At 69.4% G+C, this 25,666-nt stretch carries 19 protein-coding genes; 6 read left to right on the top strand and 13 right to left on the bottom strand.

All coding sequences use genetic code 11. The features are described 5' to 3' along the window. The first annotated feature begins 92 nt into the window (after positions 1-92). Positions 93-2,264 carry a RecQ family ATP-dependent DNA helicase gene (locus ACIBJB_RS35310; protein WP_398936837.1) on the top strand — a complete coding sequence of 724 codons (2,172 nt, stop codon included), beginning with the start codon at positions 93-95 and terminating at the stop codon, positions 2,262-2,264. Between the two features lie 293 nt (positions 2,265-2,557). Then, complete coding sequence (locus tag ACIBJB_RS35305) at positions 2,558-3,190, top strand: hypothetical protein (RefSeq protein WP_398936834.1); 633 nt, start codon at positions 2,558-2,560, stop codon at positions 3,188-3,190. A gap of 228 nt (positions 3,191-3,418) precedes the next feature. On the opposite strand, the gene ACIBJB_RS35300 is transcribed toward ACIBJB_RS35305, so the two are convergent. The 3 genes from ACIBJB_RS35300 to ACIBJB_RS35290 all read right to left on the bottom strand — a co-directional run bounded on the left by ACIBJB_RS35300 (position 3,419) and on the right by ACIBJB_RS35290 (position 5,553). Further along, the gene (locus tag ACIBJB_RS35300) at positions 3,419-4,078 is read right to left on the bottom strand and encodes a hypothetical protein (protein WP_398936831.1); all 660 of its coding nucleotides are present in this window, start codon (positions 4,076-4,078) and stop codon (positions 3,419-3,421) included. A 68-nt stretch (positions 4,079-4,146) separates the two neighbouring features. Continuing rightward, positions 4,147-4,848, bottom strand: a complete 702-nt coding sequence (locus tag ACIBJB_RS35295) for a ribonuclease HII (protein ID WP_398936829.1) — start codon at positions 4,846-4,848, stop codon at positions 4,147-4,149. Between the two features lie 81 nt (positions 4,849-4,929). After that, positions 4,930-5,553, bottom strand: a complete 624-nt coding sequence (locus ACIBJB_RS35290) for a TetR/AcrR family transcriptional regulator (RefSeq protein WP_398936827.1) — start codon at positions 5,551-5,553, stop codon at positions 4,930-4,932. Positions 5,554-5,740: 187 nt separating this feature from the next. Here ACIBJB_RS35290 and ACIBJB_RS35285 point away from each other — a divergent pair, with 187 nt between their 5' ends. After that, a complete protein-coding gene (locus ACIBJB_RS35285; RefSeq protein ID WP_398936825.1) occupies positions 5,741-7,288 on the top strand; it encodes an MFS transporter in 1,548 nt (515 codons plus the stop codon). Between the two features lie 280 nt (positions 7,289-7,568). On the opposite strand, the gene ACIBJB_RS35280 is transcribed toward ACIBJB_RS35285, so the two are convergent. From ACIBJB_RS35280 to ACIBJB_RS35270, 3 genes are all read right to left on the bottom strand, one after another. Continuing rightward, positions 7,569-8,474: an ADP-ribosylglycohydrolase family protein gene (locus ACIBJB_RS35280; RefSeq protein ID WP_398936823.1), complete on the bottom strand. Its 906-nt coding sequence runs from the start codon at positions 8,472-8,474 to the stop codon at positions 7,569-7,571. 12 nt (positions 8,475-8,486) lie between these two features. Continuing rightward, positions 8,487-9,146, bottom strand: a complete 660-nt coding sequence (locus ACIBJB_RS35275; RefSeq protein WP_125191933.1) for a histidine phosphatase family protein — start codon at positions 9,144-9,146, stop codon at positions 8,487-8,489. 118 nt (positions 9,147-9,264) lie between these two features. Beyond that, positions 9,265-9,870, bottom strand: a complete 606-nt coding sequence (locus ACIBJB_RS35270) for a YdbC family protein (protein WP_398936820.1) — start codon at positions 9,868-9,870, stop codon at positions 9,265-9,267. A 148-nt stretch (positions 9,871-10,018) separates the two neighbouring features. On the opposite strand from ACIBJB_RS35270, the gene ACIBJB_RS35265 reads away from it, so the two are divergent. Then, positions 10,019-10,543, top strand: a complete 525-nt coding sequence (locus ACIBJB_RS35265) for a TerD family protein (RefSeq protein WP_398936818.1) — start codon at positions 10,019-10,021, stop codon at positions 10,541-10,543. Positions 10,544-10,547: 4 nt separating this feature from the next. On the opposite strand, the gene ACIBJB_RS35260 is transcribed toward ACIBJB_RS35265, so the two are convergent. The 3 genes from ACIBJB_RS35260 to nrdR all read right to left on the bottom strand — a co-directional run bounded on the left by ACIBJB_RS35260 (position 10,548) and on the right by nrdR (position 15,032). Next, positions 10,548-11,255 (bottom strand): DUF6215 domain-containing protein, encoded by a 708-nt coding sequence (locus tag ACIBJB_RS35260; RefSeq protein WP_398936815.1) that lies wholly within the window; start codon positions 11,253-11,255, stop codon positions 10,548-10,550. Between the two features lie 138 nt (positions 11,256-11,393). Further along, positions 11,394-14,294 (bottom strand): vitamin B12-dependent ribonucleotide reductase, encoded by a 2,901-nt coding sequence (locus tag ACIBJB_RS35255; RefSeq protein ID WP_398936813.1) that lies wholly within the window; start codon positions 14,292-14,294, stop codon positions 11,394-11,396. Between the two features lie 162 nt (positions 14,295-14,456). Further along, positions 14,457-15,032 carry a transcriptional regulator NrdR gene (nrdR, locus tag ACIBJB_RS35250; RefSeq protein ID WP_057613272.1) on the bottom strand — a complete coding sequence of 192 codons (576 nt, stop codon included), beginning with the start codon at positions 15,030-15,032 and terminating at the stop codon, positions 14,457-14,459. Positions 15,033-15,595: 563 nt separating this feature from the next. Here nrdR and lexA point away from each other — a divergent pair. Further along, entirely contained in the window at positions 15,596-16,375 is a 780-nt protein-coding gene (lexA, locus tag ACIBJB_RS35245) for a transcriptional repressor LexA (protein WP_398936811.1), read from the top strand. A gap of 140 nt (positions 16,376-16,515) precedes the next feature. Here lexA and ACIBJB_RS35240 read toward each other — a convergent pair whose 3' ends face one another. The 4 genes from ACIBJB_RS35240 to ACIBJB_RS35225 all read right to left on the bottom strand — a co-directional run bounded on the left by ACIBJB_RS35240 (position 16,516) and on the right by ACIBJB_RS35225 (position 23,985). Beyond that, the gene (locus tag ACIBJB_RS35240; protein ID WP_398936809.1) at positions 16,516-18,534 is read right to left on the bottom strand and encodes an ATP-dependent DNA helicase; all 2,019 of its coding nucleotides are present in this window, start codon (positions 18,532-18,534) and stop codon (positions 16,516-16,518) included. Positions 18,535-18,944: 410 nt separating this feature from the next. Further along, on the bottom strand, positions 18,945-19,805 hold the full coding sequence (locus ACIBJB_RS35235; RefSeq protein WP_398936807.1) for a GNAT family N-acetyltransferase: 861 nt from the start codon (positions 19,803-19,805) through the stop codon (positions 18,945-18,947). A gap of 38 nt (positions 19,806-19,843) precedes the next feature. Then, entirely contained in the window at positions 19,844-21,778 is a 1,935-nt protein-coding gene (locus ACIBJB_RS35230) for an IucA/IucC family protein (protein ID WP_398936805.1), read from the bottom strand. Between the two features lie 617 nt (positions 21,779-22,395). After that, positions 22,396-23,985, bottom strand: coding sequence for a diaminobutyrate--2-oxoglutarate transaminase family protein (locus tag ACIBJB_RS35225; RefSeq protein WP_398936803.1), 1,590 nt, complete (start codon positions 23,983-23,985; stop codon positions 22,396-22,398). A 393-nt stretch (positions 23,986-24,378) separates the two neighbouring features. On the opposite strand from ACIBJB_RS35225, the gene ACIBJB_RS35220 reads away from it, so the two are divergent. Further along, the gene (locus ACIBJB_RS35220; RefSeq protein WP_398936801.1) at positions 24,379-25,608 is read left to right on the top strand and encodes a trypsin-like serine peptidase; all 1,230 of its coding nucleotides are present in this window, start codon (positions 24,379-24,381) and stop codon (positions 25,606-25,608) included. Positions 25,609-25,666 lie beyond the last annotated feature (58 nt).

Raw genomic sequence — 25,666 nt, 5'->3', positions numbered from 1 at the left:
AGTCCGATCAGGGTCACGACAAAGCCATTCTGTCGTCCACAGCCCGGTCGCCGCGAGGCCCCGCTGTCGGAGGCGTCCTGTTGTATGGAGGCATGACGCACACGAGCAAGACGGAGTTGCGCGAGGCTGCCGACGGGATCCTCGTCCGGCTCGTCGGGGACAGCACCGGATCGGCACGCCTGCGCGAGGACCAGTGGCGGGCGATCGAGGCGCTGGTCGCCGACAAGCGCCGGGCCCTGGTCGTGCAGCGCACGGGGTGGGGCAAGTCCGCGGTGTATTTCGTGGCGACGGCCCTGCTGCGTGAGCGCGGTGCCGGGCCGACCGTGATCGTCTCTCCGCTGCTCGCGCTCATGCGCAACCAGGTCGAGGCCGCCGCCCGAGCCGGCATTCACGCCCGGACCATCAACTCCTCCAACCCCGAGGAGTGGGAGACCATCCGAGCCGAGGTCTCCGCGGGCACCGTGGACGTGCTGCTCGTGAGCCCCGAGCGGCTCAACAACCCGGACTTCCGCGACAACGTCCTGCCGGAACTGTCTGCCGCCACCGGCCTTCTCGTCGTCGACGAGGCGCACTGCATCTCCGACTGGGGCCATGACTTCCGCCCCGACTACCGCCGTCTGCGCACCATGCTCACCGATCTCCCTCCGGGGGTGCCTGTGCTGGCCACCACCGCCACGGCCAATGCCCGGGTCACTGCCGACGTGGCGGAGCAGTTGGGCACCGGCACCGGCTCGGACGCACTGGTCCTGCGGGGCCCGCTCGACCGCGAGAGCCTCAGCCTCGGTGTGCTCCAGCTCCCCGACGCCGCCCACCGTCTTGCCTGGCTCGCCGATCATCTGGACGACCTGCCGGGCTCCGGGATCATCTACACGCTCACGGTCGCCGCAGCCGAGGAGATCACCGCCTTCCTCCGGCAGTGCGGACACACCGTCGCCTCGTACACGGGAAAGACGGAGAACGCCGAACGCCAGCAGGCCGAGGAAGCCCTCCTCGCGAACAAGGTCAAGGCGCTGGTGGCCACCTCCGCGCTCGGCATGGGGTTCGACAAACCCGACCTCGGCTTCGTCGTCCACGTCGGTTCGCCGTCCTCCCCCATCGCTTACTACCAGCAGGTCGGCCGCGCCGGACGAGGCGTCGAGCACGCCGAGGTGCTGCTCCTGCCGGGCCGCGAGGACGAGGCGATCTGGTCATACTTCGCCTCCGTGGCCTTCCCGCCCGAAGAATCCGTACGGCGCACCCTCGACGCCCTCGCCCGCGCGGACCGGCCGCTGTCACTGCCCGCACTCGAACCGCTGGTGGAGCTCAACCGCACCCGTTTGGAGATCATGCTCAAAGTGCTGGACGTGGACGGTGCGGTCCACCGGGTCAAGGGCGGCTGGATCGCCACCGGAGCGCCCTGGTCGTACGACACCGAGCGCTACGCCTGGGTCGCCAAGCAGCGCGCCACCGAGCAGCAGGCCATGCGCGACTACGCCACCACCACGGGCTGCCGTATGGAGTTCCTGAGGCGGCAGCTGGACGACGAGCAGGCGACCTCCTGCGGCCGCTGCGACAACTGCGCCGGCCCCCGCTTCACCGCCGACATCTCCTCGGCCGCCCTGGACACGGCGGGCGGCTCGCTCGCCCGTGCCGGTGTCGTGGTGGAGCCCCGCCGAATGTGGCCCACAGGCCTCCCTGCCATCGGCGTCGACCTCAAAGGCCGTATTCCGGCCGGCGAACAGGCCTTGCCGGGCCGGGCGCTCGGGCGGATGTCGGACATCGGCTGGGGCAACCGTCTCCGCCCGCTGCTCGCACCCCAGACTCCGGACGCTCCCGCCCCCGACGACGTGGCGAACGCCGTCGTGACCGTGCTGGCCGACTGGGCCAAGTCGCCCGACGGTTGGGCGTCCAGTGCCCCGGACGCACCGGCCCGCCCCGTCGGGGTGGTCACCGTTCCCTCCCGCAGCCGGCCCCAGTTGGTCACCTCCCTCGGGAGCCGAATCTCCGCTGTCGGCCGCATCCCGTTCCTGGGATCCCTCGCATACACGGATCACTCCGACGACCTCTTGCTGCCCCGCTCCAACAGCGCCCAGCGCCTGCGGGCCCTGTACGGAGCGCTCACCGTGCCTCCGCCCTTGCGAGAAGCGCTGCAAGCAGCCGGGGGCCCCGTCCTGCTCGTCGACGACATGACCGAGACCGGCTGGACCCTCGCGGTCGCCGCCCGGCTGCTGGTGAAGTCTGGTGCCCAGGGGGTGTTGCCTCTGGTGCTGGCCGTCCGCGGCTGAGCGGACACCGGAGGCGACAGCGCGCCACGCGCGCGTACCGATGCGGGCCTCGAACGGCCGTGCTCGGAGGTCCCTGGCATCGCCGGTCGAACACTGGGTAGGGATATAAGCCACGAACCGTCAGATTCGTGTCGGCGGACCCAATTGCTCGTTGCCGCAACCAAGTTCGACAGGAAGAATTGAGGTCCGCTCCCCGCACGGCCCGTCCGTTGACCGGTAGGGCTCTGCTGCGGTGCGCGCTCCCCCGAATCCGACCCCGCCCGCCGTATGGGCGCGTAGCCGAAGGGAGGACCGTGACCTTCGGATTCGCTCCGTCCTCCGCGGCGTCCACGTCGTCAACCGACCTGTCCGCCGCATCCGCCAACCCTCTGGCCCGTCTGCTCGAACCCGCCGAGTGGGCCGAGGCCGGCATCCCGCTGCTGCGCAATCCGCGTGAGGTCGTCAGCGGGCTGCACTCCCGGCACCGCCCCCAACCGGCCACCGCGATCGTGGCGGTCCTCGACCCGGACGAACGAGTGCGGGCGAGCGCCTCGTTCACGCGCCGTCCGGCACCGGCCGACGGCTGGATGTTCCGGAACACGCTGCTTGCCCAGCTGCGCCGAGTGATCCCGCACGACCTGCGGCGCCGCACCCCCGTGCGCACTGCTGTGCTGCTCTACTGCCGTGAGGGCGACGCCCGTTGGACCGAGGAGGACGGTGCGTGGATGTGGGGCCTGCGTGACGCCTGCACTCTGCACGGGCTGCGCTGCGGGGCGTACATCACGCTGACGCGCGACGGCTGGCAGGTGCTCGGCGAAGGACGCGGCGGACGCCGGCCGAACGCGGACTCCGCGCCGGAGCCGTTCGCCACGTCCGAGGCACCGCCCCTGCTGCCACGCACCGGCGGCGCCGCCTCGGAGGTCCTGCGCCGCGTGGCGGCTCGCTGAGGGCTGAGCGCCGAGACCGGCCCGGTCGCCTTTCTTCGGCCGCACGTCCCGGACGTACGGCCCACGACGTCGTGGCGCACCGGGCGCACGCGTTCCTGGCACTGGCATGGCGCGGCTGGTGAGGGGACACCGCTTGGACGCGCGCATGCCGAAGGACTCACTGTGCAGGTGCCGCGCAGGCGGCACCTTTCCTCACCCCGGCGTCACTCCGGACGTACCGGAACCGGCTCAGACGCCGGCGCCCAGTACCGAGTTGATCTGCTGCGGGTCACCGCAGACGATCAGCAGGGCACCGGCCCGGGCGTGGGCGAGAGGCAGCGCATCGGCGACAGCGGCGGCGGAACCGCCGTTGACGGCTACGACGACCACCGGACGGGACGCGGCACGCGAGACCGCCGTGCCGTCCGCGTAGAACACGTCGTCACCGGCGTCGTGCTGCGCCCAGTAGGCGGCTTCACCGAAGGACAGTTCATGGGCGGCCCACGGATGGTGTTCGCCAGTGGTGATCACCAGCACTTCACCGGGGGCACGGCCGGACTCCAGCAGGAGGTCCACGGCTTCCTCGGCAGCGTCGAGCGCACCGGCGGCCGTGGCCGGGATGAGCTGGATCTGCGGGGCGGCCGAAGCCGAAGCCGGGGCCGGAGTCGCGGCGGCGGTGGCAGGGACAGCGGGGCCCGGCACTCCGGGCTTGGCCACGGCGACGTCGTGCGGCGTCCGCTGCACCGGCGGCGCGGGCCGCAGCGGGCCGGGGCGACCGGGGCGCGGCGGAGCCGCGGGGCGTGGACCGGGTACGGGACGAGGGGTCGGCGCGGTGCGGCCGCTGGCCGGAGTGGCGCGGGGACCCTGGGCACTCTCGTGAATCTGAGGCTCCTCGGGAATGAGAGGCATGGGCTGATTTTTATCAAACGTTGGTGCGGCTCGCGTCAGCGGGTGGCACATCAGTGCGAGCGGAATCGTCAGAAGTCGAAGCCCAGCTGGCCCTCGATCTCCGGAACGCTTCCATCCGCCCAGCTGCGGGCCTTCTTGAGGTGCCGCCATTGAGGCAGCGCATCAAGATACGCCCACGACAACCGGTGGTACGGGGTGGGGCCCCGAACCTCCAGTGCGGCCTTGTGCACGGGCGACGGATACCCGGCGTTGGCCGCGAAACCGAAGTCTGCATGGTCGATACCCAGTTCGGCCATCATTTTGTCGCGCTGAACCTTGGCGATCACCGAGGCGGCCGCGACCGCGACACAGGATTGGTCGCCCTTGATCACGGTCCGGACATTCCAGGGCGCTCCGAGATAATTGTGCTTCCCGTCGAGGATCACCGCGTCCGGCCGGACCGGGAGTGCCTCCAGGGCGCGCACGGCAGCGATCCGCAGGGCGGCCGTCATCCCCAGGTCGTCGATCTCTTCGTGACTGGCGTGCCCCAGGGCGTACGACGTCACCCACGTCCGCAGTATCTCCGCGAGTTCAGTACGGCGTTTGACGCTGAGCAGCTTGGAGTCGGTGAGGCCTTGGGGCGGTCGACGCAGTCCGGTGACGGCCGCGCAGACGGTGACGGGGCCGGCCCAGGCACCTCGCCCCACCTCGTCGACACCGGCAATGATCTTCGCTCCGGTCGTGGCGCGAAGGGAGCGCTCGACGGTGTGAGTAGGTGGTTCGTACGGCATGGCGCCCTTAGCCTACGCCGCCCGGATCACGCTGCGACACCCGGTTTCCCCGAACGGGGACCGGACGTCCACGATCAGCACTCACCGTCCGGTCGCCCGCAGCAGCGGCAGGAGGAATTGGTCGATCATCTCTTCGACATCCCGGTCACCCCATTCGCTCCCGCGCATCTTTGAGCGATACATCATCATGGCGGGGATGGCATCGAAGACATAGTCGTTCGCCGCGTCAGGACGCACCTCACCCCGCTCTATTCCGCGGGTGATGATCTCGCGGAGCAGCCTGACACTCGGCTCCACGACCCCGTTGAAGATCACGGCGTGGAAGCGTTCAGCCTGAGCCTGGTCGCATTCGTGAATGACTGAGCGCAGCGCGAAGCCGGGCCGCGAGAACATCGCTTCGCGTGCCTGGCGGCACAGTTCGAGCAAGTCCTCGCGCACACCACCGAGATCGGGCGCCTCCTCGAAACGCGGCAGTCCGGCCCGCAGGGCGTCTGCGACCAGGTCCTCCTTGGAGGGCCACCGGCGATATACCGCAGCCTTGCCGGTCTGGGCTCCGGCGGCGACACCTTCCATCGTGAGGCCGTTCCAGCCGACCGTGCTGAGCTGCTCCAGCGCGGCGTCGAGGATCGCACGCTCCAGTACGGCGCCGCGCCGACGGAGGGAGGCCGCCTGAGCGGGGGCGGCCGTCCAGCGCGAGGTAACCATCTGAGTGACTCCAGCGAACAGGGAAGCGGGGATTTCGGGGAGGGACGGAACACCGCGCGGCGACACAGGGGGACTCGCCACGCGCCAACAAACTTAAGTGAACGCTTGCGTTCACTACTGGGGACTCACTACCGTTGACGCAACAGTGAACGCCATCGTTCACTAACGCGCTTGTGGGGGACCCATAGTGACAACCTCTCAGTTGATCAAGGATCAGAAACCAGGTGCCGCCCGTCGGGAAGGGCGACCCGGCATCGCGCTCGCCGTCATCGCTGCCTGCCAACTCATGGTCGTACTCGACGCGACGATTGTGAACATCGCGCTGCCGCACATTCAAGACGCTCTCAAGTTCAGCACCACCGACCTCACATGGGTCGTCAGCGCCTACACGCTCACCTTCGGTGGCCTGCTCCTTCTGGGCGGCCGCGCCGGTGACATCCTCGGGCGCCGCCGGGTCTTCATGACCGGCATCCTGCTGTTCACCTTCGCCTCGTTGCTCGGCGGACTCGCCCAGGAGCCCTGGCAGCTGCTTGCCGCCCGCGTCCTGCAGGGCGTGGGTGGCGCGATCGCGTCGCCCACCTCGCTGGCGCTGATCACCACCACGTTCCCCGAAGGGCCCGAACGCAACCGGGCCTTCGGCGTCTTCGCCGCCGTCTCCGCGGGCGGCGGTGCCATAGGCCTGCTGGCGGGAGGCATGCTCACCGAGTGGCTCGACTGGCGATGGGTGCTCTTCGTCAACGTGCCGATCGGCGTGCTGATCGCGGTACTCACCCCGCTGTACATCAGCGAGTCCGAGCGCCACAGCGGCCGCTTCGACATCGCGGGCGCCCTGACCTCCACGGGAGGCATGGCCCTGCTCGTCTACGGTTTCATCCGCGCCGCCGACGAGGGCTGGCGGGACAGCCTGACCATCGGGTCCTTCGGCATCGCCGTGGTACTCCTGCTCGCCTTCGCGTTCATCGAGTCCCGCGCCAAGGAGCCGATCACCCCTCTGCGGATGTTCGCCGACCGCAACCGCTCGGGCACGTACGTGATCATGCTGAGTCTCGCGGCCGCGATGTTCGGCATGTTCTTCTACATCGTGCTCTTCGTCCAGAACGTGCTGGACTACAGCCCGATCCAGGCCGGTCTCGCCTTCCTGCCCGTGACGGTCGTGATCGCGCTGGGGGCAGGCCTGTCGCAGCGGTTCCTGCCGGTACTCGGCCCCAAGCCGTTCATGCTCACGGGTTCGGCGCTCGCGGTGACCGGGCTCGCCTGGCAGGCCCTCATCAGCTCCGACAGCTCCTACGTCGGTGGAGTTCTCGGCCCCATGCTGATCTTCGGCTTCGGCATGGGCCTGAACTTCGTGACACTGACGATCACCGCAGTCTCCGGCGTCGCCCAGCATGAGGCCGGCGCGGCCTCCGGGCTGCTCAACGCCACGCAGCAGGTGGGCGGTTCGCTCGGTCTGTCCATCCTGACGACTGTGTTCGGGTCGGCCAGCAAGGATGAGGCCGAGAAGCAGCTGCCGCATTTCATGGCCGACGGTTCGGCGGAGCAGAAGGCCGAGTTCGCCAAGACGCACCAGCTGCCCGCCCCGTGGGGGCACGAAGTGCTCGCCCAGGGCATCTCGTCGGGCTTCGTGGCGGCTGCCTCGATGGCCGTACTCGCCCTGGCCAGCGCCTGGTTGGTGATCAAGGTCCGCAAGAGTGATCTGGAGGCGCTCGCCGGCACGGCGGGTCCGGGCCTCGGTTGACGGAGCCGGGCTCGCGATGAGCAGCGGATGGCCGGGCCGGGTCCGGGGGATCGACGGCGAGGACGAGAGCCCGGCCATCCGCACGACAACCACCGTCCACAGCAGGGCGAACACCGCCAACCACCCCATGGCCACACCACCGCGCCTCTCACGTGTCTTGTGCGTGCACCGGTCCATCCGTCGCACGGCAACCGTCACGACAACGAGCAGGCGATTACGCAGAGTTCCCAGCGTGTACGGAGAGTTTCGACGATGCGGTCGGGGGCCGGGCGTAGCGCTCCTAGCCCGGGACCCGCAGCCACTCCGGAAACGTCTCGGTCCGGTGCACCCACTCGGCGGGCGGGGTCCCTGCCTTTCCCCCGGCGATCACACCACCCACGATGGCGCAGGTCGTGTCCACGTCACCGCCCACCTGGGCGGTTGTCCAGAACGCCTCCTCGTAGTCGCCCAGGGACCGGGCGGCGGACCAGAGCGCGAACGGCACGGTGTCGTGGGCCGTCGTCCGGCGCCCGCAGCCCAGCACGGCCGCGACGGTGGAGGCGTCGCCGTAGTCGAGCATGTCGCGTGCCCGGCGCAGCCCGGCGCCGACAGCACTCTTCGGGACCAGCGCGATGACGCCGTCGAGGAGCACCCCGGGGCTGGGCGGACCACCGGGGGCGGCGGCCAGTGCGGCGGCCGCGGCGACGGCCATGGCGCCGACCACGGCCTCACGGTGCTGATGCGTGGGATACGCCGAGATCTCGGCCTGGTGGGTCGCCTGCTCCGGGTCGTCCGCGTAGAAGGCTCCTAGGGGCGGAATGCGCATCGCGGCGCCGTTGCCCCAGGAACCCTGCCCGTTGAAGAGAGCCGCGGCGAGCTCGCGCCAGTCGCCGCCCTCGCGGACCAGCCGCAGCAGACGGTTGACGGCGGGGCCGTAGCCCCGATCGAAATCGTGGTGTTCGGCGAAGGAATAGGCCAGGGCGTCCTGGTCGATGCGGTGGTGGGCGGCCAGGACGGCCACCACCGAGCAGGCCATCTCGGTGTCGTCCGTCCACTGCCAGTGGCCGGGCGGCAGTTCGCGGTTCTTCAGCAGGGGGTAGTTCACCGGTACGAAGAACTGCGAGCCCAGCGCGTCCCCCACGGCCAGGCCGCGCAAACTGGCCAGGGCGCGGCTCAGGCGCCCCTCGGGTGAGGAGTCAGCAGTCATCGGTCTGCCCCTCTAATCGGTGATCCCGTACGGTTCCGGCTCTCGCCAGCGCCCGAAGGGCCGGTCAAGGGCGTACTTGCCGTCGTCCCCGAGAACGAGCATCCGCATCTCCGCGTTCCCCGGGTTCGACAGTGACTCGAATTCCGCGACCGTCCAGTGGAACCAGCGCATGCAGAACAGGCGCATGGCGAGGCCGTGCGTCACGATCAGGACGTTCGGCGGATGGTCGGGCGCCTCGAAGCTGCGGAACAGACTCTCCAGGAAGCCACCCACCCGGTCGTACACGTCGGCCCCGGACTCCCCCTGTGCGAACCGGTAGAAGAAGTGCCCGTAGGCGTCCCGGTACGCCTTCTGGAGACGTACGTCGTCGCGGTCCTGCCAGTTTCCCCAGTCCTGCTCCCGCAGCCGGGGTTCCTCGCGCACCCGTATGAGCTCGGGGTCCAGGTGGAAGGCGCGGAGCGTCTCGTGCGTACGGCGGTAGGGAGAGACGTACACACTGACCCGTTCACGGCCCAGCACCTCTCGCAGCCGTTTACCGGTCTCCTCCGCCTGCCGCCAGCCCCGTTCCGTCAGGGCCAGGGCGTGGTCGGGCTCGCGTTCATAGACGGTGTCATCAACATTGCCCGTTGACTCCCCGTGCCGGACAAGGACGATTCGCCGTGGTCGTGCCATGCCAAGACCCTAGATCGGGTGAGGGCGTATCGAGCACTCGTACGGGCTCCATACGGCGTAGGTCACACGTTTCCGCGCCATCGACCGCCCAGAGAGGCACTTATGGTGAGTCCGGTTTTCAAACCGTCCAGGCCGGTTCGAGGTCCAGGATGTCGCCCGTGAGGGCGGCGACGTCCGCGTCGGTCTGGGCGCGCAGCGCGAGCCGTTCCACGCGTTCGGTGCGGTACTTGCCGTGTTCGGCGGCCGACCGCCACATCGAGAGGACCAGGAACTCGTGCCCTGGGGCCTCCCCGAACAGACCACGGATCATGCCCGGCGAGCCGGCCATCGCCGGGTTCCAGACCTTTTCCTGCATGAGCGCGAAGTGCTCCGCGCGCTCCTCATGGACGCGGCAGTGGGCGAACCGCACCAGGTCGGCGTCGGTGAAGCGCGGCTCGAAGCCCGTCTTCACGTCGAAGCGGTAGTCGAACAACTTGACCTGGACGTCCTTGAACGTGCCTGACTGGGCCGCCGCGAGCCGGTCATGGGAACGGGCCATGAAGGAGTCGTAGAAGGAACGGCTCTCCCAGAAGGAGAAGATGTGCGCCACACCCTGCCGCCCCCGGCTCCAGCCTCCGCCCTGTCCCCTGAACCCCGGCTCTCCCAGAAGCCCCGCCCACTTTCGCTGCCCCCGCTCGAAGCCGCGGCGGTCCACCACGGTGCAGCGAATCCACTTGACCAGCACCGCGCCATGGTAAGGCCACGGAGCGTGGCGCCGGTCACGCTCGGCACCAGAGGCGACCCACGAGTGACACACGCGCGTGGCAGGATGGACAACCGGTCCTGCCTGACCGGCAGTTCGGACCGTCGACACAGGGGGAAGGGGAAATCTGGTGAGCGGCATCAACAAGGGGATCCGCAAGGTCGAGGTCGCGCTCAAGTGGGATCCGAGTCCGGCGGGTCAGCCGCCCACCGACCTGGACATCGTCGCCGCGACCTACGTAGCGGGAGATCCCTACGGCGATCCCGCCTATGTGGTGCACTTCGACAGCCGTTCCCCCGACGGCACCATCTATCTCAACCGGGACAGCAAGGACGGCAAGGGCTTCGGCTGGGACGAGGTCATGACCCTCGAACTCGACCGCTTGGACGCCCGGTACACGCGCGTGGTCGTCGGCGCCGTCATCCAGCAGCGATCCGCACACCGCACCTTCGTCGGCGTGATCAACCCGGGTCTGCGGATCCGTGAGGGCTACACGGTCCTGGCCGAGGACGACTTCGGCGGTGTCCTAGGCGCCACGGCCGCGAAGGTCGCGGAGTTCGTCCGTCAGGAATCCGGCACCTGGGACTTCCACCCCGGGATCAACGGCTTCGAGGGCGACCCCGCGACGTTCACCCGGAGCATGGGCCGGGCGTGACGGGTCAGCCGGCGGTCCAGTCCGGGACCGTCGGCAGCACCGTCTCGGCGACGCGGAGCAACGCGAGGTCATCGGGCAGGACGTCGTCCTGGCGCCATATGGAGACCTCGTAGAAGCCGCCGCCGTCCTTGGTGTCCTTCGCAACCAGCAGGCTGCGGGCGATTCCGCCGGGACCGGTGTCGACCTTGCCGCCACCGAGGTTGAAATTGAGGGCGATGGTCCGGTCCGAGTAGAGGACCGCCGGGTGCCCGCCTATGGTCCTGTTCTCCGCCGAACTCCCCAGGATGCCGGCCATCTCGGTCACCGGAATGTCGTCGTCGGACGTCGAGAGCTTCACGGAGTAGGTGGACAGCTGCACCTCCGCCTCGGGTGTGACGGTCTTGGTGCCGTCGGCCCAGGTGCCCACGCTCTCGTTGCCACTGGCGGTCATCGCGTACTCGGTCGGCGTACCGAGCAGCGTCGGCAGGTCCGCACGGTTCAGCGCCGTGCACAACTGCACCCCGGAGACCGGTTTCGACGGCCGGGCGTCGTCCGACGTGTGACACTCGGCCGGTTCGGGGTCGCTGGACTCTTGCTGAAAGGTCCCTGACAACACGAGAGCCGCGAGCCCCCCGACCACCACCAGTGCCGCGAGGGCCTGGCCCCACTCACTCGGGCCCTTCTCGGACTGCCTCACGCTCTCTGCGGCACCGGCAATCTGCTGCTCAGCCATGTTCCCCGTGTCCCCCACCCTGCCGTTCGCGCCGGTCGTGCGCTGGGGGAGCCTAACGTGTGATCGTCTCGTGGAGAAACGGAAAAGCCGAAGGCGGTGCAGCCGATGTCCGACTGCACCGCCCTGGGTTGACTCACATCAGCTGCAGCCGCTGGTCGAGCCGCAGCCCTCGCAGATGTAGCAGGAACCGGCCCTCTGCATCTTCGTACCGCAGGAGAAGCACAGCGGGGCGTCGGCCTGGATGCCCAGCTGCATCTCCACCAGCTCGGCGCTGGTGTGGGCCTGCTGCGGGGCGGGCTTGGCCGCCTCGACCTCGGCCTTCGGCGTGACGACCGCCTTCAGCTCCTGGGCGCGCGGCGCCGACTGGGCGAGACCCTCGACGTCGACCTCCTCCTCGGTCGGCTCGTAGGAGCCGGTCTCGAGGTGGCGCTGACGCTCCTCGGCGGAGTGGATGCCGAGCGCGGAACGCGTCTCGAAGGGCAGGAAGTCCAACGCCAGGCGGCGGAAGATGTAGTCGACGATCGACTGCGCCATCCGCACGTCCGGGTCGTCCGTCATGCCGGCCGGCTCGAAGCGCATGTTGGTGAACTTCGAGACGTACGTCTCCAGCGGCACGCCGTACTGGAGGCCGACGGAGACCGCGATGGAGAAGGCGTCCATCATGCCCGCGAGGGTCGAGCCCTGCTTGGACATCTTCAGGAAGACCTCGCCGAGACCGTCGTCCGGGTAGGAGTTGGCGGTCATGTAGCCCTCGGCGCCGCCGACCGTGAAGGAGGTCGTGATGCCGGGACGGCCCTTGGGCAGACGCTTGCGGACCGGACGGTACTCGACGACCTTCTCGACCGCCGCGCGGATGGTCTCCTCGGCCTTCTCCGTGACCTCGGCCTTCTCCTTCTCCTTGGTCTTGGCGGAGAGGGGCTGGCCGACCTTGCAGTTGTCGCGGTAGATGGCGAGCGCCTTGACGCCCATCTTCCAGGCCTCGAAGTAGACCTCTTCGACGTCCTCGACGGTCGCCGTCTCCGGCAGGTTGACCGTCTTGGAGAGCGCGCCGGAGATCCAGGGCTGGATCGCGGCCATCATGCGGACGTGGCCCATCGCGGAGATGGAGCGCTCGCCCATGGCGCAGTCGAAGACCTCGTAGTGCTCGTGCTTGAGGCCGGGGGCGTCGATCACATTGCCGTTCTCGGCGATGTGGGCGACGATCGCCTCGATCTGCTCCTCCTGGTAGCCCAGGCGGCGCAGGGCCTGCGGGACGGTGCCGTTGACGATCTGCATCGACCCGCCGCCGACCAGCTTCTTGAACTTGACCAGCGCGAGGTCGGGCTCGAGACCTGTGGTGTCGCAGGACATCGCGAGACCGATGGTGCCGGTCGGAGCGATGACGGACGCCTGGGCGTTACGGAAACCGTTCTTCTCACCGAGACGCAGCACGTCCTGCCAGGCCTCCGTGGCGGCGGCCCAGATCGGCGTGTCCAGGTCGTCCATACGCACGGCCTTGGTGTTCTCGTCGGAGTGCTGCTTCATGACCCGCAGGTGCGGCTGCGCGTTGCGGGCGTAGCCGTCGTACGGGCCGACGACCGCGGCGAGTTCGGCGGAACGCCTGTACGACGTGCCGGTCATCAGGGAGGTGATGGACCCGGCGAGAGCGCGGCCGCCGTCGGAGTCGTACGCGTGGCCGGTCGCCATCAGCAGGGCGCCGAGGTTGGCGTAGCCGATGCCGAGCTGGCGGAACGCGCGCGTGTTCTCACCGATCTTCTGCGTCGGGAAGTCCGCGAAGCAGATGGAGATGTCCATTGCGGTGATGACGAGTTCGACGACCTTGGCGAAGCGCTCCACGTCGAAGGACTGGTTGCCCTTGCTGTCGTCCTTGAGGAACTTCATGAGGTTCAGCGAGGCGAGGTTGCAGGACGTGTTGTCCAGGTGCATGTACTCGCTGCAGGGGTTCGAGCCGTTGATACGGCCGGACTCCGGGCAGGTGTGCCAGCGGTTGATGGTGTCGTCGTACTGGATGCCCGGATCGGCGCAGGCCCAGGCGGCCTCGGCCATCTTGCGGAACAGCGCCTTGGCCTCGACCTCTTCGATGACCTCACCGGTCATACGGGACGTCAGGCCGAACTTGCCACCCGTCTCGACGGCCTTCATGAACGTGTCGTTCACGCGGACCGAGTTGTTGGCGTTCTGGTACTGCACCGACGTGATGTCGTCGCCGCCCAGGTCCATGTCGAAGCCCGCGTCACGCAGGGCGCGGATCTTCTCCTCCTCCTTCACCTTGGTCTCGATGAAGTCCTCGATGTCGGGGTGGTCGACGTCGAGGATGACCATCTTGGCGGCGCGGCGCGTGGCGCCACCCGACTTGATCGTTCCCGCGGAGGCGTCGGCGCCGCGCATGAAGGAGACCGGACCGGAGGCGTTGCCGCCCGAGGACAGCAGCTCCTTGGAGGAGCGGATACGGGAGAGGTTCAGGCCGGCACCGGAGCCGCCCTTGAAGATCATGCCCTCTTCCTTGTACCAGTCGAGGATCGACTCCATGGAGTCGTCGACGGCCAGGATGAAGCAGGCCGAGACCTGCTGCGGCTGGGGCGTACCGACGTTGAACCACACCGGGCTGTTGAAGCTGAAGATCTGGTGCAGGAGGGCGTACGCCAGCTCGTGCTCGAAGATCTCCGCGTCGGCGGGCGAGGCGAAGTACTTGTGGTCCTCGCCGGCCTTCCGGTACGTCTTCACGATGCGGTCGATGAGCTGCTTGAGGCTCACCTCGCGCTGGGGGGTGCCGACGGCACCGCGGAAGTACTTGCTGGTGACGATGTTGACCGCGTTCACCGACCAGAAGTCGGGGAACTCGACGCCACGCTGCTCGAAGTTGACCGAGCCGTCGCGCCAGTTGGTCATGACGACGTCACGGCGCGCCCAGGCCACCTCGTCGTACGGGTGCACGCCGGGGGTGGTGTGGATGCGCTCGATGCGCAGGCCCTTGTTCGCTGCCGCCTTGGTGCCCTTGGCGCGGGAACTCCGTGCCGGACCGCTCGCCGTCTCTGTCATGCCGCCTCCCTGTACGGGCGAAAACGCCCTGAAGTGCCCCGATGTTCCCGTGGCACGGTGTTCTGTCTGGTATTGCGGGCACCCACTCGCTACCGCCCGCAACAGGTCTTAGGTCGCCGCCGTCCGGCCGACCCGGGGTCTTGGCCCGGCCCGGCCCGCCGATCAGTCGGCGGCGCGGGCGGGCTCGGGGAGCTGAGCAGTCCCTCCGGGCCCGCGATCGTCTTCCTGGCTCCCCGCGACGGCCTCTTCGCCGTCCACAGCCTCTCCGCGATCCTCGTCGTCCGCGGCGGGGGGTCCCGTCTCCCTCAGTTCCGCGATGGCCGCATCGAAGTCCTCGAGCGAGTCGAACGCCCGGTAGACGGAGGCGAATCGCAGATACGCGACGAGATCGAGCTCTTGCAACGGGCCGAGTATGGCCAGCCCCACGTCGTGGGTGGTCAGCTCGGCACTCCCGGTGGCCCGCACCGCCTCCTCGACCCGTTGGCCGAGTTGGGCGAGCGCGTCCTCGGTGACAGGCCGTCCCTGGCATGCCTTGCGCACACCATTGATGACCTTGGTACGACTGAAAGGCTCGGTGACTCCGGACCGCTTGACCACCATCAGCGAGCACGTCTCCACGGTCGTGAAACGACGGGAGCAGTCCGGACACTGGCGGCGCCTGCGGATCGACGTGCCGTCGTCGGTCGTACGACTGTCGACGACGCGGCTGTCGGGGTGCCTGCAGAAGGGGCAGTGCATGATTCTCCCAACCCTCCTCACAGCAGACTCAATAGCCTCGCTGAGCCCCATGGGCCCCTCGAAGCAGGCCCCAGCATAGGCGATCGCGGCGGGTGTGGAGACCCGGGGGACCACAACTTCTGGGCTGCTGTAGCAATCCAAGCACTACATGTAGGGATTGGCACGGCATACACGCCGTACATGCATGTCGCGCCTGTATGGGCATGTGCCATACGACCGCCCCGGCCCCCGGCGAACACGCCGCACAGCCGTATCGCTGCGGCGCATGCGGAGATACCGTGGGCGCCACAAGGAGGGGACGTGGGATTCCCGCAGAGATGGGAGCCGGTACCCGGCCGACTGAGCACTGGATGGCAGACTGGGGCAACAGCCCGCGAGGTCGCCATCCGGCGGTGAAGAGTACAGCAATGGGCCCTTTTGTTCGGCAGGCGGCGCGTTAGCCATACACCCAGACACATGATCGCGTCAGGTGATTCGCGATTTTTCACTCGAACGTGTGTTTGGCGCAACCTTTCGAAAGCCACTACCGTTGTCCAGCAGGGAGACCATCGAGAGGGGCCGACGTGACCACGACCGCAGACAGTGCCACCATCACTGCCCAGGACCGTTCCCAGGGCCGACTCGAGCCGGTGCATGCAATGAACGAAGCCGTGAATCCCGAGGGGAACAAGCGATCCCTCCCGGGCCGACCTCCAGGCATCCGGGCGGACAGCTCGGGGCTCACCGACCGGCAGCGCCGGGTGATCGAGGTCATCAGGGACTCCGTCCAGCGGCGCGGCTACCCGCCGTCCATGCGGGAGATCGGCCAGGCGGTCGGTCTGTCCAGCACCTCATCCGTCGCACATCAGTTGATGGCACTGGAGCGCAAGGGCTTCCTGCGCCGCGACCCGCACCGCCCGCGCGCGTACGAGGTGCGCGGATCCGACCAGGGCGCCTCGGTACAGCCCACGGACACCGCGGGCAAGCCCGCCGCGTCGTACGTCCCGCTCGTCGGCCGGATCGCCGCCGGTGGCCCGATCCTCGCCGAGGAATCGGTCGAGGACGTGTTCCCCCTGCCCCGCCAACTCGTCGGCGACGGTGAGCTGTTCGTGCTGAAGGTCGTCGGTGACTCGATGATCGAGGCCGCGATCTGCGACGGCGACTGGGTCACCGTGCGCCGCCAGCCCGTCGCCGAGAACGGCGACATCGTGGCCGCGATGCTGGAAGGCGAGGCCACCGTCAAGCGCTTCAAGCGCGAGGACGGCCACGTCTGGCTCCTCCCCCACAACTCCGCGTACGAGCCGATCCCCGGCGACGACGCGACCATCCTCGGCAAGGTAGTGGCAGTACTGCGGCGCGTCTGAGCACCGCGGCGGCCCTTGCCGATCCGACCGGGCCCCGGAACCCCTGCGCCGGTTCCGGGGCCCTGCGCTGTCCGGCCCCGGTGACGGGTTGCTCCGCATCGCGGGGGCCTGACCCATCACCGGGTCAGGCCCACCCGCGATCATCCGACTTCCGCCTGCGCCTTCTCGGCCTCTGCCGCGAGCTCCGCCGCTTCCGTCGCCCTCGCCGCGGCGTCGATCGCCGTCAGCGACTTCCGCACCTGGTTACGGTCCGTGGTGTACCAGAAGTCGGGCAGTGACGCCTTCAAGTAGCTGCCGTACCGCGCCGTCGCCAGCCTCTGATCCAGTACGGCGACCACACCACGGTCCCCCGAGGCCCGGACGAGGCGGCCGGCGCCCTGGGCCATGAGCAGCGCTGCATGCGTGGCGGCGACCGCCATGAAGCCATTGCCCCCCGCGTCCTCCACCGCCTTCTGGCGGGCGCTCATCAGAGGGTCGTCGGGGCGCGGAAACGGGATCTTGTCCATGACGACCAGCTGGCAGCTGGGGCCGGGGACGTCGACACCCTGCCAGAGCGACAGCGTGCCGAAGAGGCAGGTCTGCGGGTCCGCCGCGAAGTTCTTGATCAGTTCGCCCAGGGTCTCCTCGCCCTGCAGGAGGATCGGGAACTCCGGGATCCGGGAGCGCAGCTCCTCGGCGGCCAGCTGGGCAGCCCTCATGGAGGAGAAGAGCCCCAGGGTGCGGCCGCCTGCGGCCTGGATGAGCTCGGTCAGCTCGTCGAGCATGTCCGCTCGGTCACCGTCACGCGCGGGGCGCGAGAGGTGCTTGGCGACGTACAGGATGCCCTGCCTGGGGTAGTCGAAGGGCGAACCGACGTCGAGGCCCTTCCACTTCGGCAGGTCCTCGCCCTCGGTTCCTTCCGGGGCGAGCCCCAGGGACGCTCCGACGCCGTTGAAGTCGCCACCCAGCTTCAGGGTCGCCGAGGTCAGGACCACGGAACGGTCCGCGAACAGCTTCTCCCGCAGCAGGCCGGACACCGACATGGGGGCCACGCGCAAGGAGGCGCCGAAGCGGTCGTGACGCTCGTACCAGACGACGTCCCACTCCGAGCCGTTCGTGATCCGCTCCGCCACATCGTGCACCGCCTCCACGGAGGCCAGCGCCTGTTTGCGGACCGCGTCCTCGTCCTGGACCGACTTGTCGCGGGTCGCTCCGATCGCGGAGATGACCGTACGGGCGGCGTCGCGCAGGGCCATGAGCGCGTACCCGAGGTCCTCCGGGATCTCCTCCAGCCTTCCGGGCAGCGCGAGCTCCATCAGCCGCTCGAAGCCCTCCGCCGCGGTCTGGAGCTGATCGGCCGCCTTTTCGTTGACAAGCTTCGCGGCGCGGCGCACCGCGCGGTTCACCTGACCGGGGGTGAGCTCGCCGGTGGCGACACCGGTGACCCGGGAGACCAGTTCGTGCGCCTCGTCGACGATCAGCACTTCGTGCTGAGGAAGCACCGGGGCGCCTTCGATGGCGTCGATCGCGAGCAGTGCGTGGTTGGTGACGACGACCTCGGCGAGCTTGGCACGCTCGCGGGCCATCTCGGCGAAGCACTCGGCGCCGTAGGCGCACTTCGTCGCTCCCAGGCACTCACGGGAGGACACGGAGATCTGCGCCCAAGCGCGGTCGGAGACGCCCGGCGTGAGGTCGTCGCGATCACCGGTCTCGGTGTCCTGCGACCAGTCCCGCAGCCGCAGCAGATCCTGGCCCAGCTTGCTGGTGGGCGCGGCGGCCTCGAACTGGTCGAAGAGCCCCTCCTCCTCGTCCTGCGGGACTCCCTCGTGGAGGCGGTGCAGGCAGAGGTAGTTCGACCGGCCCTTGAGCATCGCGAACTCCGGGCGCCGGCGGAGCAGCGGGTGCAGCGCCTCGACCGTGCGCGGCAGGTCGCGCTCGACGAGTTGTCTCTGCAGGGCGAGGGTGGCCGTCGCGACGACGACCCGCTCCCCGTGCGCGAGCGCGGGCACGAGATAGCCGAGCGACTTTCCGGTACCGGTGCCGGCCTGCACCAGCAGGTGGGAACTGTCGTCGATCGCGTCCGCAACGGATTCGGCCATGGTCACCTGGCCGGGGCGCTCCGTACCGCCGACGGCAGTGACGGCAGCATGCAGGAGTTCGGGGAGTGAGGGCTTCGTCATAGCGCGACCACCCTACGGCCCGGCACTGACAAAGGGGTGATCAAGGCGGGGACGAGGGGCGGGATCAAGACCGGGAACTCCTCGGAGAGGTGGCGGGCGGGATCAGATCTGCTCGACTCAGTTCGCCGTCGGTCGTGTCTGATTCGGCCGGTTGCGACTTCGGTCGGGCGGCGGCCGGAATTGACCGAGGCGTTGTGGGCGGGTCGGGTACGCCGGAACCCGTGGGTGCGAGGTCGTGTGTCCGAAGTCGCGCGGCCGGAGTCGTGCGGCCGGGGTCGTGCGGCCGGGGTCGTGCGGCCGGGGTCGTGCGGCTGGGGTCGTGCGGCTGGGTCGTTGAAAAAGTCTCGCGGTGGGTGGGAACCGGTTCGGCGCGAGCGGTGTACCAAAAGTGATTGCGCAATGACGTGTTGCTACAGCAGGTCGCGCAGGGACCGATCTCGGATCATGAGGGCCGCCCGCTTGGCGGGCAGGTCGACCTCAGCGGAGAAGCGGAAGCCTGCGCCCAGAAAGGCGGTGACGGACGGGATGTTGCGAAGGTCGGGTTCCGCGATGACACGAGCACAGGCGGGTCGCCTGTCGAGTACGAGATCGGCGACGGCTCTGAGAAGAGTGCTGCCGAGACCGCGCCCTCGATCGGTGACGGAGCCGATGAGGAGATGGATACCGGTGTCATGCGGTCTGACCGGATAGTGGCGAGCCAGCGGGTCCAGGTCTGCCCGGTAGATCTCCCAGTAGCTCATAGGAGTGCCCTCCAGCACCCCGAGGCAGGGAAAGCTGCGCCCGTCACCGGCTAGCTGGGGCCCCAGGTGGTCCTCCGTCACCTTCTGGGGCCCGGCCAGTTCCCAGAACGCGGTGACGGCGGGGTCGTTCATCCAGCGGCAGATGAGGGCCAGGTCCCGCTCGACGCATACGCGCACGAGTTGGAACACGCCTGCCGGGGTCGCGATCGGGCCCCAGTCGGCGACCCCGTCGAGCAGGTCATCGCCGCCAGAGGCGCGTGAGGCGCGCAGGGCGGTGCTGTCGCTCCAGCTCCGTTGTCCGTGTCCGTGCCAGCCTGCAGCACTGGCCGTGGCTGCATCTGCGCCTGACCGTCCCTCCTCGAAGAGCGCGACGAGTTCGTCGGGCAGACGCAGGTCCAGCGTGTCCTCGTTGTCGGTGCCCCGGCCGATGCCCCGGGCGGCGCTGTCCTCGCCCTCGTCGGGACAGGCGCCGGAGCCGACGTCGTTCGAGGCGGCGGAAACGGCATCGGCACTCGCGTCGGTGGGAGACACAGGGCGCTCCTCTCAGGAGGTGGGGTGGGTCATGTTCCTCAGGAGTGAAGGGGGTTGGCGATGGTGACGTAGACGGACTGGGTGTCGACCGGGCCGACGAGTTCGTCCAGGCCGTGCACGCGGGTCAGCAGATTCGCCTTGCAGCGCAGGACGGGTGAGTCGAGCAGGCGGCCGGCGAGCGTGGTGCGCAGTCGGGTGGGTCCACAGGCCACGTCTTGGAGGAAGCGGCGGAAGGCGGCGAGCAGCAGCCGTTCGTCGGCCAGGCGCTGGGAGCCGAACGCACCGATGAGGCCGAGGACGTTGTTGATCGCGAGGTAGTAGGCGAAACGCTCGTCGGTGACCTCATCGGAGACGAAGGTGTCGCTGTGTGCACCGATGCCGGGCAGGCGGGCATCGAGCTCCGCTCGTCGGGACTCGCGGAAGTAGTAGCCCTGGTTGTCGCGGTACCGGCCCCCGGAGGGCCAGCCGTCGGCGTCCAACAGAACCAAGGTGTTCTGCTGATGCGCCTCCAGAGCGATGCCCGCCTCCCCGTCGAGCCACAGCACCGGGCGGACGACGTGTTCCAGGTAGCGCAGGAACCACTCGGCGGCGACGGCTCCCCGAGGGCGGCCGGTGCGGGCCGCGAGACGGGTGACGACCTCGGCCAGACGGGACCGCCAGACCGGCCGGTCCGTCTCCGGACGGTCTCGGTCCGGCCAGTCCCTGCCCGGGCGGTCCTCTGCAGCGGAGCCGGGACCGGGACGCGGCGAGACGAGTCCGGCGATGCAGGAGACGTCGTGAGTGGGGCTGAACGGGTTGTGCCGGATCATCACGTCGATTCCGGGGACGGGACTGCCGTTGGGCCCGTCGACGGCGAGCCAGGCAGGGTCACGGACGATGTCGAAGGCCGGGTGGACCGCCTGCCACTGCTTGGACAGGCCGCTGCGCAGGAGCCGGTGCACCTCGACACCACGGTGGAGTTCTTTGCGAAGGTTTTCGCGGCGGGAGTTGGTGATGCGCAGGCCCAGCGAGAGTTTGAGCATGGCGGGGGCGCCGGAGCGATGGACGGTGCGTACGGAGGACGTGGGATGCCAGGGGGAGCCGTGGGCGCCCAGGTCCTGGAGCAGTCCGGCATCGAACAGCGGGGCGGTCGCGGAGCGGTGCCGGACCTCGCGGAGTTGCCAGGGATGCAGCGGCAGGGCCGTGCGGCCGTCGGGCAGCGGAAGGTCGGGGCCGGCCAGGCGTCGGGTGAGCTGGGCGGCGGTGACGGGACGGCCGCGTTCGGTCCAGGCCGAGTCGGTGGCGAGGAGAGAGGGGTCGACAGCGAGCCAGTGCAGGAGAAAGGAGCCGCGCAGCTCGGGTGAGTACGAGGCTGCTTCGGCTTCGGAGAGACCTTCGCGGCTCTTCGGGGCCGGGTGCAGAGGGTGGCCGAGGACGAGTGCCTGTTCGGCGGCGAGGAAGAGGTCGGGGCCGTCGTCGGCGTGCTTGCGGTGCTCGCGGACGAAGGTGGCGGTACGGCGGACGGAGTCGGCTACACGGGCCACGACCTCGGCACCGGCTGCAGAGGCGGGGCGTTCTGCCGTCAGTGACTCCCGGGTGAGCAGCGCCGCGACGGTGACCGCATCGGCCGGCGGGGCCTGGCCGGGGGCGTCGGCGAGACGGGGAAGGCCGAAGCGGTGCCACCCCGTCGGCGACCAGTAGTGGACGGGGACGAGGAGGGAGGTGCCGCTGGAGCGGAGGGGAATGCGGAGAGTGCCGTCAGTGGGGGCCGGCAGGTCCATCTCGCGGGCCCAGCAGCGCAGCAGATTCTCCACGGCGGCGGCTTCGGCCACGGCGTGCGGGTCTGCGTGATCCGGCGGGTCGCTGGTGGCACCGGGCAGGCGTTCCCGTTCGGGAGGGCCGGCCTGGGACGGGGTGTGTTCGGGGCGGGAGCGGCGCTGCGGAGAGGGGGATGTCTCGGAGTGGTTGAGCGAGTGGATGGGGGTGGTGTTCAAGTTCGGTGTTCCTCGGGGGTGATTCTTCTCGTGGGCGGAGGTTGTTGTGCCGGTGCCAAGGGCGACCGGTTGATCGGGGATCTGGGACAGATGAGCGGTCGAATCGCGTGGAGGTGAGTGGTGTTCGGGAGGGCTTCGGTGAGGAATCGGGGTGATGACGGCGACAGTTCGAAGGCGTCGGTAAGCGGCTCGCGGCTCGGTCTGTGGCGCGAGAGGTGGCGGCAGGTATGGGCTCGGCCCCGATTCCGGCTTCCTGCCGAGCCCCGATTCCAACTCCAGCACCAGCCCCAGTCCCAACTCCGGCCCCGACCCCGGCCTCGGCCACGCCCCCCTCCGGCCCCGACCCCGGCCTCGGCCACGCCCCCCCTCCGGCCCCGACCCCGGCCTCGGCCACGCCCCCCCTCCGGCCCCGGCCCCGGCCTCGGCTCCGACTCCGGCTCCGTGTGCGGCTGTCCCACCGGCTTCGTGAGGAGTTGTCGCTCCGGTTGAGGGCCTGGCTGCGGCCCCAGTTCCCGGTGCGGCTCCAGGCGGCACCCCAGCTCCTGCCGCTCCTTCGGCTCCCGCCGCCACTCCGGCAGCTACCCCGTCCCCTCGCTCCGGTGCCGACGCTGCTGTTGTCACCCGGCACCGCGGCCGCGATCGCGGGCCACAGCTGCCACGGCGTCGGCGAGTCGGTCGAGGACGGCGGCCGCCTGTTCGTCGGTGATCGTCAGAGGGGGGAGCAGGCGCACGACGCTCGCGTGACGACCACCGAGTTCGACGATCAGGCCACGCCGGAGGCACTCCCGCTGGACGGCGACGGCAAGCTCAGGCGAGGCAGGGCGAGGGGACGGGAGGGAACCCGGCATCGCCACGGCTCCCGCACCATCGTCGCTACTCAGCCCGACCGAGCCCAGCAGTCCCGCGGACCAAGCGGACCCAGCGGACCCAGCGGACCCACGATCCTCATCAGGTCCACCGGATCCACCAGTCTCATCGGGCCCGTTGGATCCCCCGCGTCCAGCGACACCCGCGACACCCCACTCCTCCCCTTCGCCTTCCCCCTCCACCATCTCGACTCCGATCATCAACCCCCGCCCCCGCACATCACCGATCACAGAAAACTCCCGACTCAGCCCTCGGAGTTGGTCCAGCATCCGCGCACCGAGCGTTGCCGCGCGTTCTGTGAGGCCGTTCTCGCGGACGTAGGCCATCGTGGCCGTGCCCGCAGCCATCGCGAGTTGGTTGCCGCGGAAAGTGCCGGCGTGGGCGCCGGGTTCCCAGACATCGAGGTCGTCGCGGTAGACGACCACGGCGAGGGGCAGGCTTCCGCCGATGGCCTTGGACAGGACCATGACGTCGGGGGTGATGCCGCTGTGCTCCACGGCCCAGAAAGCCCCGGTACGGCCGACTCCCGTCTGGACCTCGTCGGCGATGAGCGGGATCGAGCGGTCGGCCGTGATCCGTCGCATGCGTCGCATCCACGCGTCGGGGGCCGGAAGAACGCCGCCCTCGCCCTGGACGGGTTCGAGGATCATCCCTGCGGGCAGCGGCACCCCGGACTTGGGGTCGTCGAGGACGGACTCCGTCCAGCGGGCGGCGAGTTCGGCGCCGTGCGGGCCGCCGACCCCGAAGGGACAGCGATAGTCCTGAGGGTAGGGCAGCCGGGCGACCCGTACGTCGAAGGCGTCGCCGGACGCTTCCAGAGCGCCGGAGGTCATGCCGTGGTAGGCGCCGGCGAAGGCCAGCATGCCGTTGCGGCCGGTCGCGGCGCGCACGAGCTTGAAGGCGGCCTCCACCGCATCGGTGCCGGCTGGACCGCAGAACTGCACGCGTGCGTGGTCGGCGAGACCGGGTGGCAGGGTGCGGAACAGTTCGGTGATGAAGGCGTCCTTGACGGGCGTCGCGAGGTCGAGGACGTGGAGGGGTGCGCCCGAGTCGAGGACCTTGCGGATCGCCTCCAGGACGACGGGATGGTTGTGTCCGAGGGCAAGGGTGCCGGCGCCCGAGAGGCAGTCGAGGTAGCGGCGGCCGTCGGCGCCCTCGATGGTCAGACCGCGTGCGCGTACCGGCACGATCGGGAGGGCACGGGCATAGGTGCGGGCCGCCGACTCGCGGGCCGACTGGCGCCGCAGGATTCCCTCGTGCGCGGAGCGGGTCGCCGACGGTTCCTCGACGGCGGTGTGCCCCGCCATGGCCTCCCCGGGTGCGGTCTCGGTCACGGCCATGGTTCTCCCGTCGTCGCGCTGTGCAGGGGCAAGCGGTTCCCTCGCGGACTCACCCGCCCCGACATACGGAACCCCGGGACCCTTTGCTCGACATCTCGGCACATCGGTGTCCCGACTGCCGCGAAATCTCCAGGGATTGGGGCGCCGGGGACCGACCCGTCCGCCGGCAGCAAGCCCCCACCGCTACCAACCCCGGACCGTTCACGGGGTTACGGGTTGCCTGAAGATCTTTGGCGTGACGGAACTGTTGCGGTTCCGTCGGAAGTCCCCCATAACGGGCGCATAGTGTGTGATGCCGTTCCAAGGTGCGGTGCCAGAGGGTGAGCTCGCGGGACGGCTGCGGGAAGTCCTCGGTTGCGCACCCAGGTTCGTCCACACAGGGGGAGGCAGAGCATGCGATCCGAACCGCTGTCCTTGACCGCTCGCGGCAAAGGCGAAAGGGGGGCGCGCCGCAGAACCTCTCCCGCGCTCGCCGCAATGGCCCTCGCCTCCGTGCTGGCGCTGACCGCGACCGGCTGCGGTTCGGGCGACTCGGACGCGAACGCGCAGGCCTCCGCCTCGGCCGCGTCCGAGGGCGACGGCAAGATCACGATTCCGGACGACATCCGGGACCGGCTCAAGGAGCACGGGATCGATGTCGACGAGTGGAAGAACGGCGCCTGGAAGAACTGGGACAGGGACGACTGGCTGCGCGAGGCCCAGGACTACATCAACCCGATCATCGAGGGCCTGTGGGACCCGGACCGGATGCGGGAGGCCGAGGATCCCGACCGCGGTGTCCAGGAGAGCGACCTCTCGGGTGACCAGGGTGTGACCGACCCGGAGCCGGCGCCGGTGGACGCGAAGCCCGTATCGCCTACGTACCACGACAACGTGCCCGAAGCGGGCAAGGTGTTCTTCGACTCCCCCGAGGGCACGATGGTCTGCTCGGCGACGGTCGTGGAGGACCCGGCCCACCCGGGCAAGTCCGACATGGTGTGGACGGCGGGGCATTGTGTGCACGCGGGCAAGAGCGGTGGCTGGTACCGCAACACCGCGTTCGTGCCGTCGTACAACGACCAGGCCTTGTCGGCCGCGGAGTTGGAGAGCGCGACCGAGAAGGATGTCGCTCCTTACGGTGTCTGGTGGGCCGACTGGGCGCAGACCTCGGACCAGTGGATCGCCCAGGGTGGTCCGACCGGTGGGAACGGTGCCCCGTACGACTTCGCCGTCATCCACGTGACGCCGGAGGAGGGTGGCAGCGGCAAGTCGCTGGAGGAGACGGTCGGTTCCGCCCTGCCGGTGAACTTCGCCGCACCGGCGGTGCCCCGGGTGGAGAGCATCACGGCCGACGGGTATCCGGCGGCGGCGCCGTTCGACGGGGAGACGCTGTACCAGTGCGCGGACAGGCCGGGACGGCTGTCCATCAACGCCTCCGACCCGACGATGTACCGCATCGGCTGCACCATGACCGGTGGTTCGTCCGGCGGCGGCTGGGTCGCGACCGGTGCGGACGGCCGGCCCGCCCTGGTGTCCAACACCTCGATCGGGCCGGTGAACGCGGGCTGGCTGGCCGGGCCACGGCTGGGTGAGGTGGCCAAGGGCGTGTACGACTCGGTCAGCGAGAAGTACGCGGGCCAGTGAGGGCCTCGGCCTCCCCGAGCACCCTGACCGACCCCGGCCACCCCGACCACCGCAACGA

The organism is Streptomyces sp. NPDC050759, assembly GCF_044456945.1.
Classification (GTDB): Bacteria; Actinomycetota; Actinomycetes; order Streptomycetales; family Streptomycetaceae; genus Streptomyces.
This window is presented reverse-complemented; position numbering and strand designations above follow the sequence as displayed.

What these genes read in the sequence shown, in the direction of transcription:
- ACIBJB_RS35310 (WP_398936837.1), top strand. Translation starts at nt 93, where the DNA reads ATGACGCACACGAGCAAGACGGAGTTGCGCGAGGCTGCCGACGGGATC.
- ACIBJB_RS35300 (WP_398936831.1), bottom strand. Translation starts at nt 4,078, where the DNA reads ATGCCTCTCATTCCCGAGGAGCCTCAGATTCACGAGAGTGCCCAGGGT.
- ACIBJB_RS35295 (WP_398936829.1), bottom strand. Translation starts at nt 4,848, where the DNA reads ATGCCGTACGAACCACCTACTCACACCGTCGAGCGCTCCCTTCGCGCC.
- ACIBJB_RS35290 (WP_398936827.1), bottom strand. Translation starts at nt 5,553, where the DNA reads ATGGTTACCTCGCGCTGGACGGCCGCCCCCGCTCAGGCGGCCTCCCTC.
- ACIBJB_RS35280 (WP_398936823.1), bottom strand. Translation starts at nt 8,474, where the DNA reads ATGACTGCTGACTCCTCACCCGAGGGGCGCCTGAGCCGCGCCCTGGCC.
- ACIBJB_RS35275 (WP_125191933.1), bottom strand. Translation starts at nt 9,146, where the DNA reads ATGGCACGACCACGGCGAATCGTCCTTGTCCGGCACGGGGAGTCAACG.
- ACIBJB_RS35260 (WP_398936815.1), bottom strand. Translation starts at nt 11,255, where the DNA reads ATGGCTGAGCAGCAGATTGCCGGTGCCGCAGAGAGCGTGAGGCAGTCC.
- ACIBJB_RS35255 (WP_398936813.1), bottom strand. Translation starts at nt 14,294, where the DNA reads ATGACAGAGACGGCGAGCGGTCCGGCACGGAGTTCCCGCGCCAAGGGC.
- nrdR (WP_057613272.1), bottom strand. Translation starts at nt 15,032, where the DNA reads ATGCACTGCCCCTTCTGCAGGCACCCCGACAGCCGCGTCGTCGACAGT.
- ACIBJB_RS35240 (WP_398936809.1), bottom strand. Translation starts at nt 18,534, where the DNA reads ATGACGAAGCCCTCACTCCCCGAACTCCTGCATGCTGCCGTCACTGCC.
- ACIBJB_RS35225 (WP_398936803.1), bottom strand. Translation starts at nt 23,985, where the DNA reads ATGGCCGTGACCGAGACCGCACCCGGGGAGGCCATGGCGGGGCACACC.
- ACIBJB_RS35220 (WP_398936801.1), top strand. Translation starts at nt 24,379, where the DNA reads ATGCGATCCGAACCGCTGTCCTTGACCGCTCGCGGCAAAGGCGAAAGG.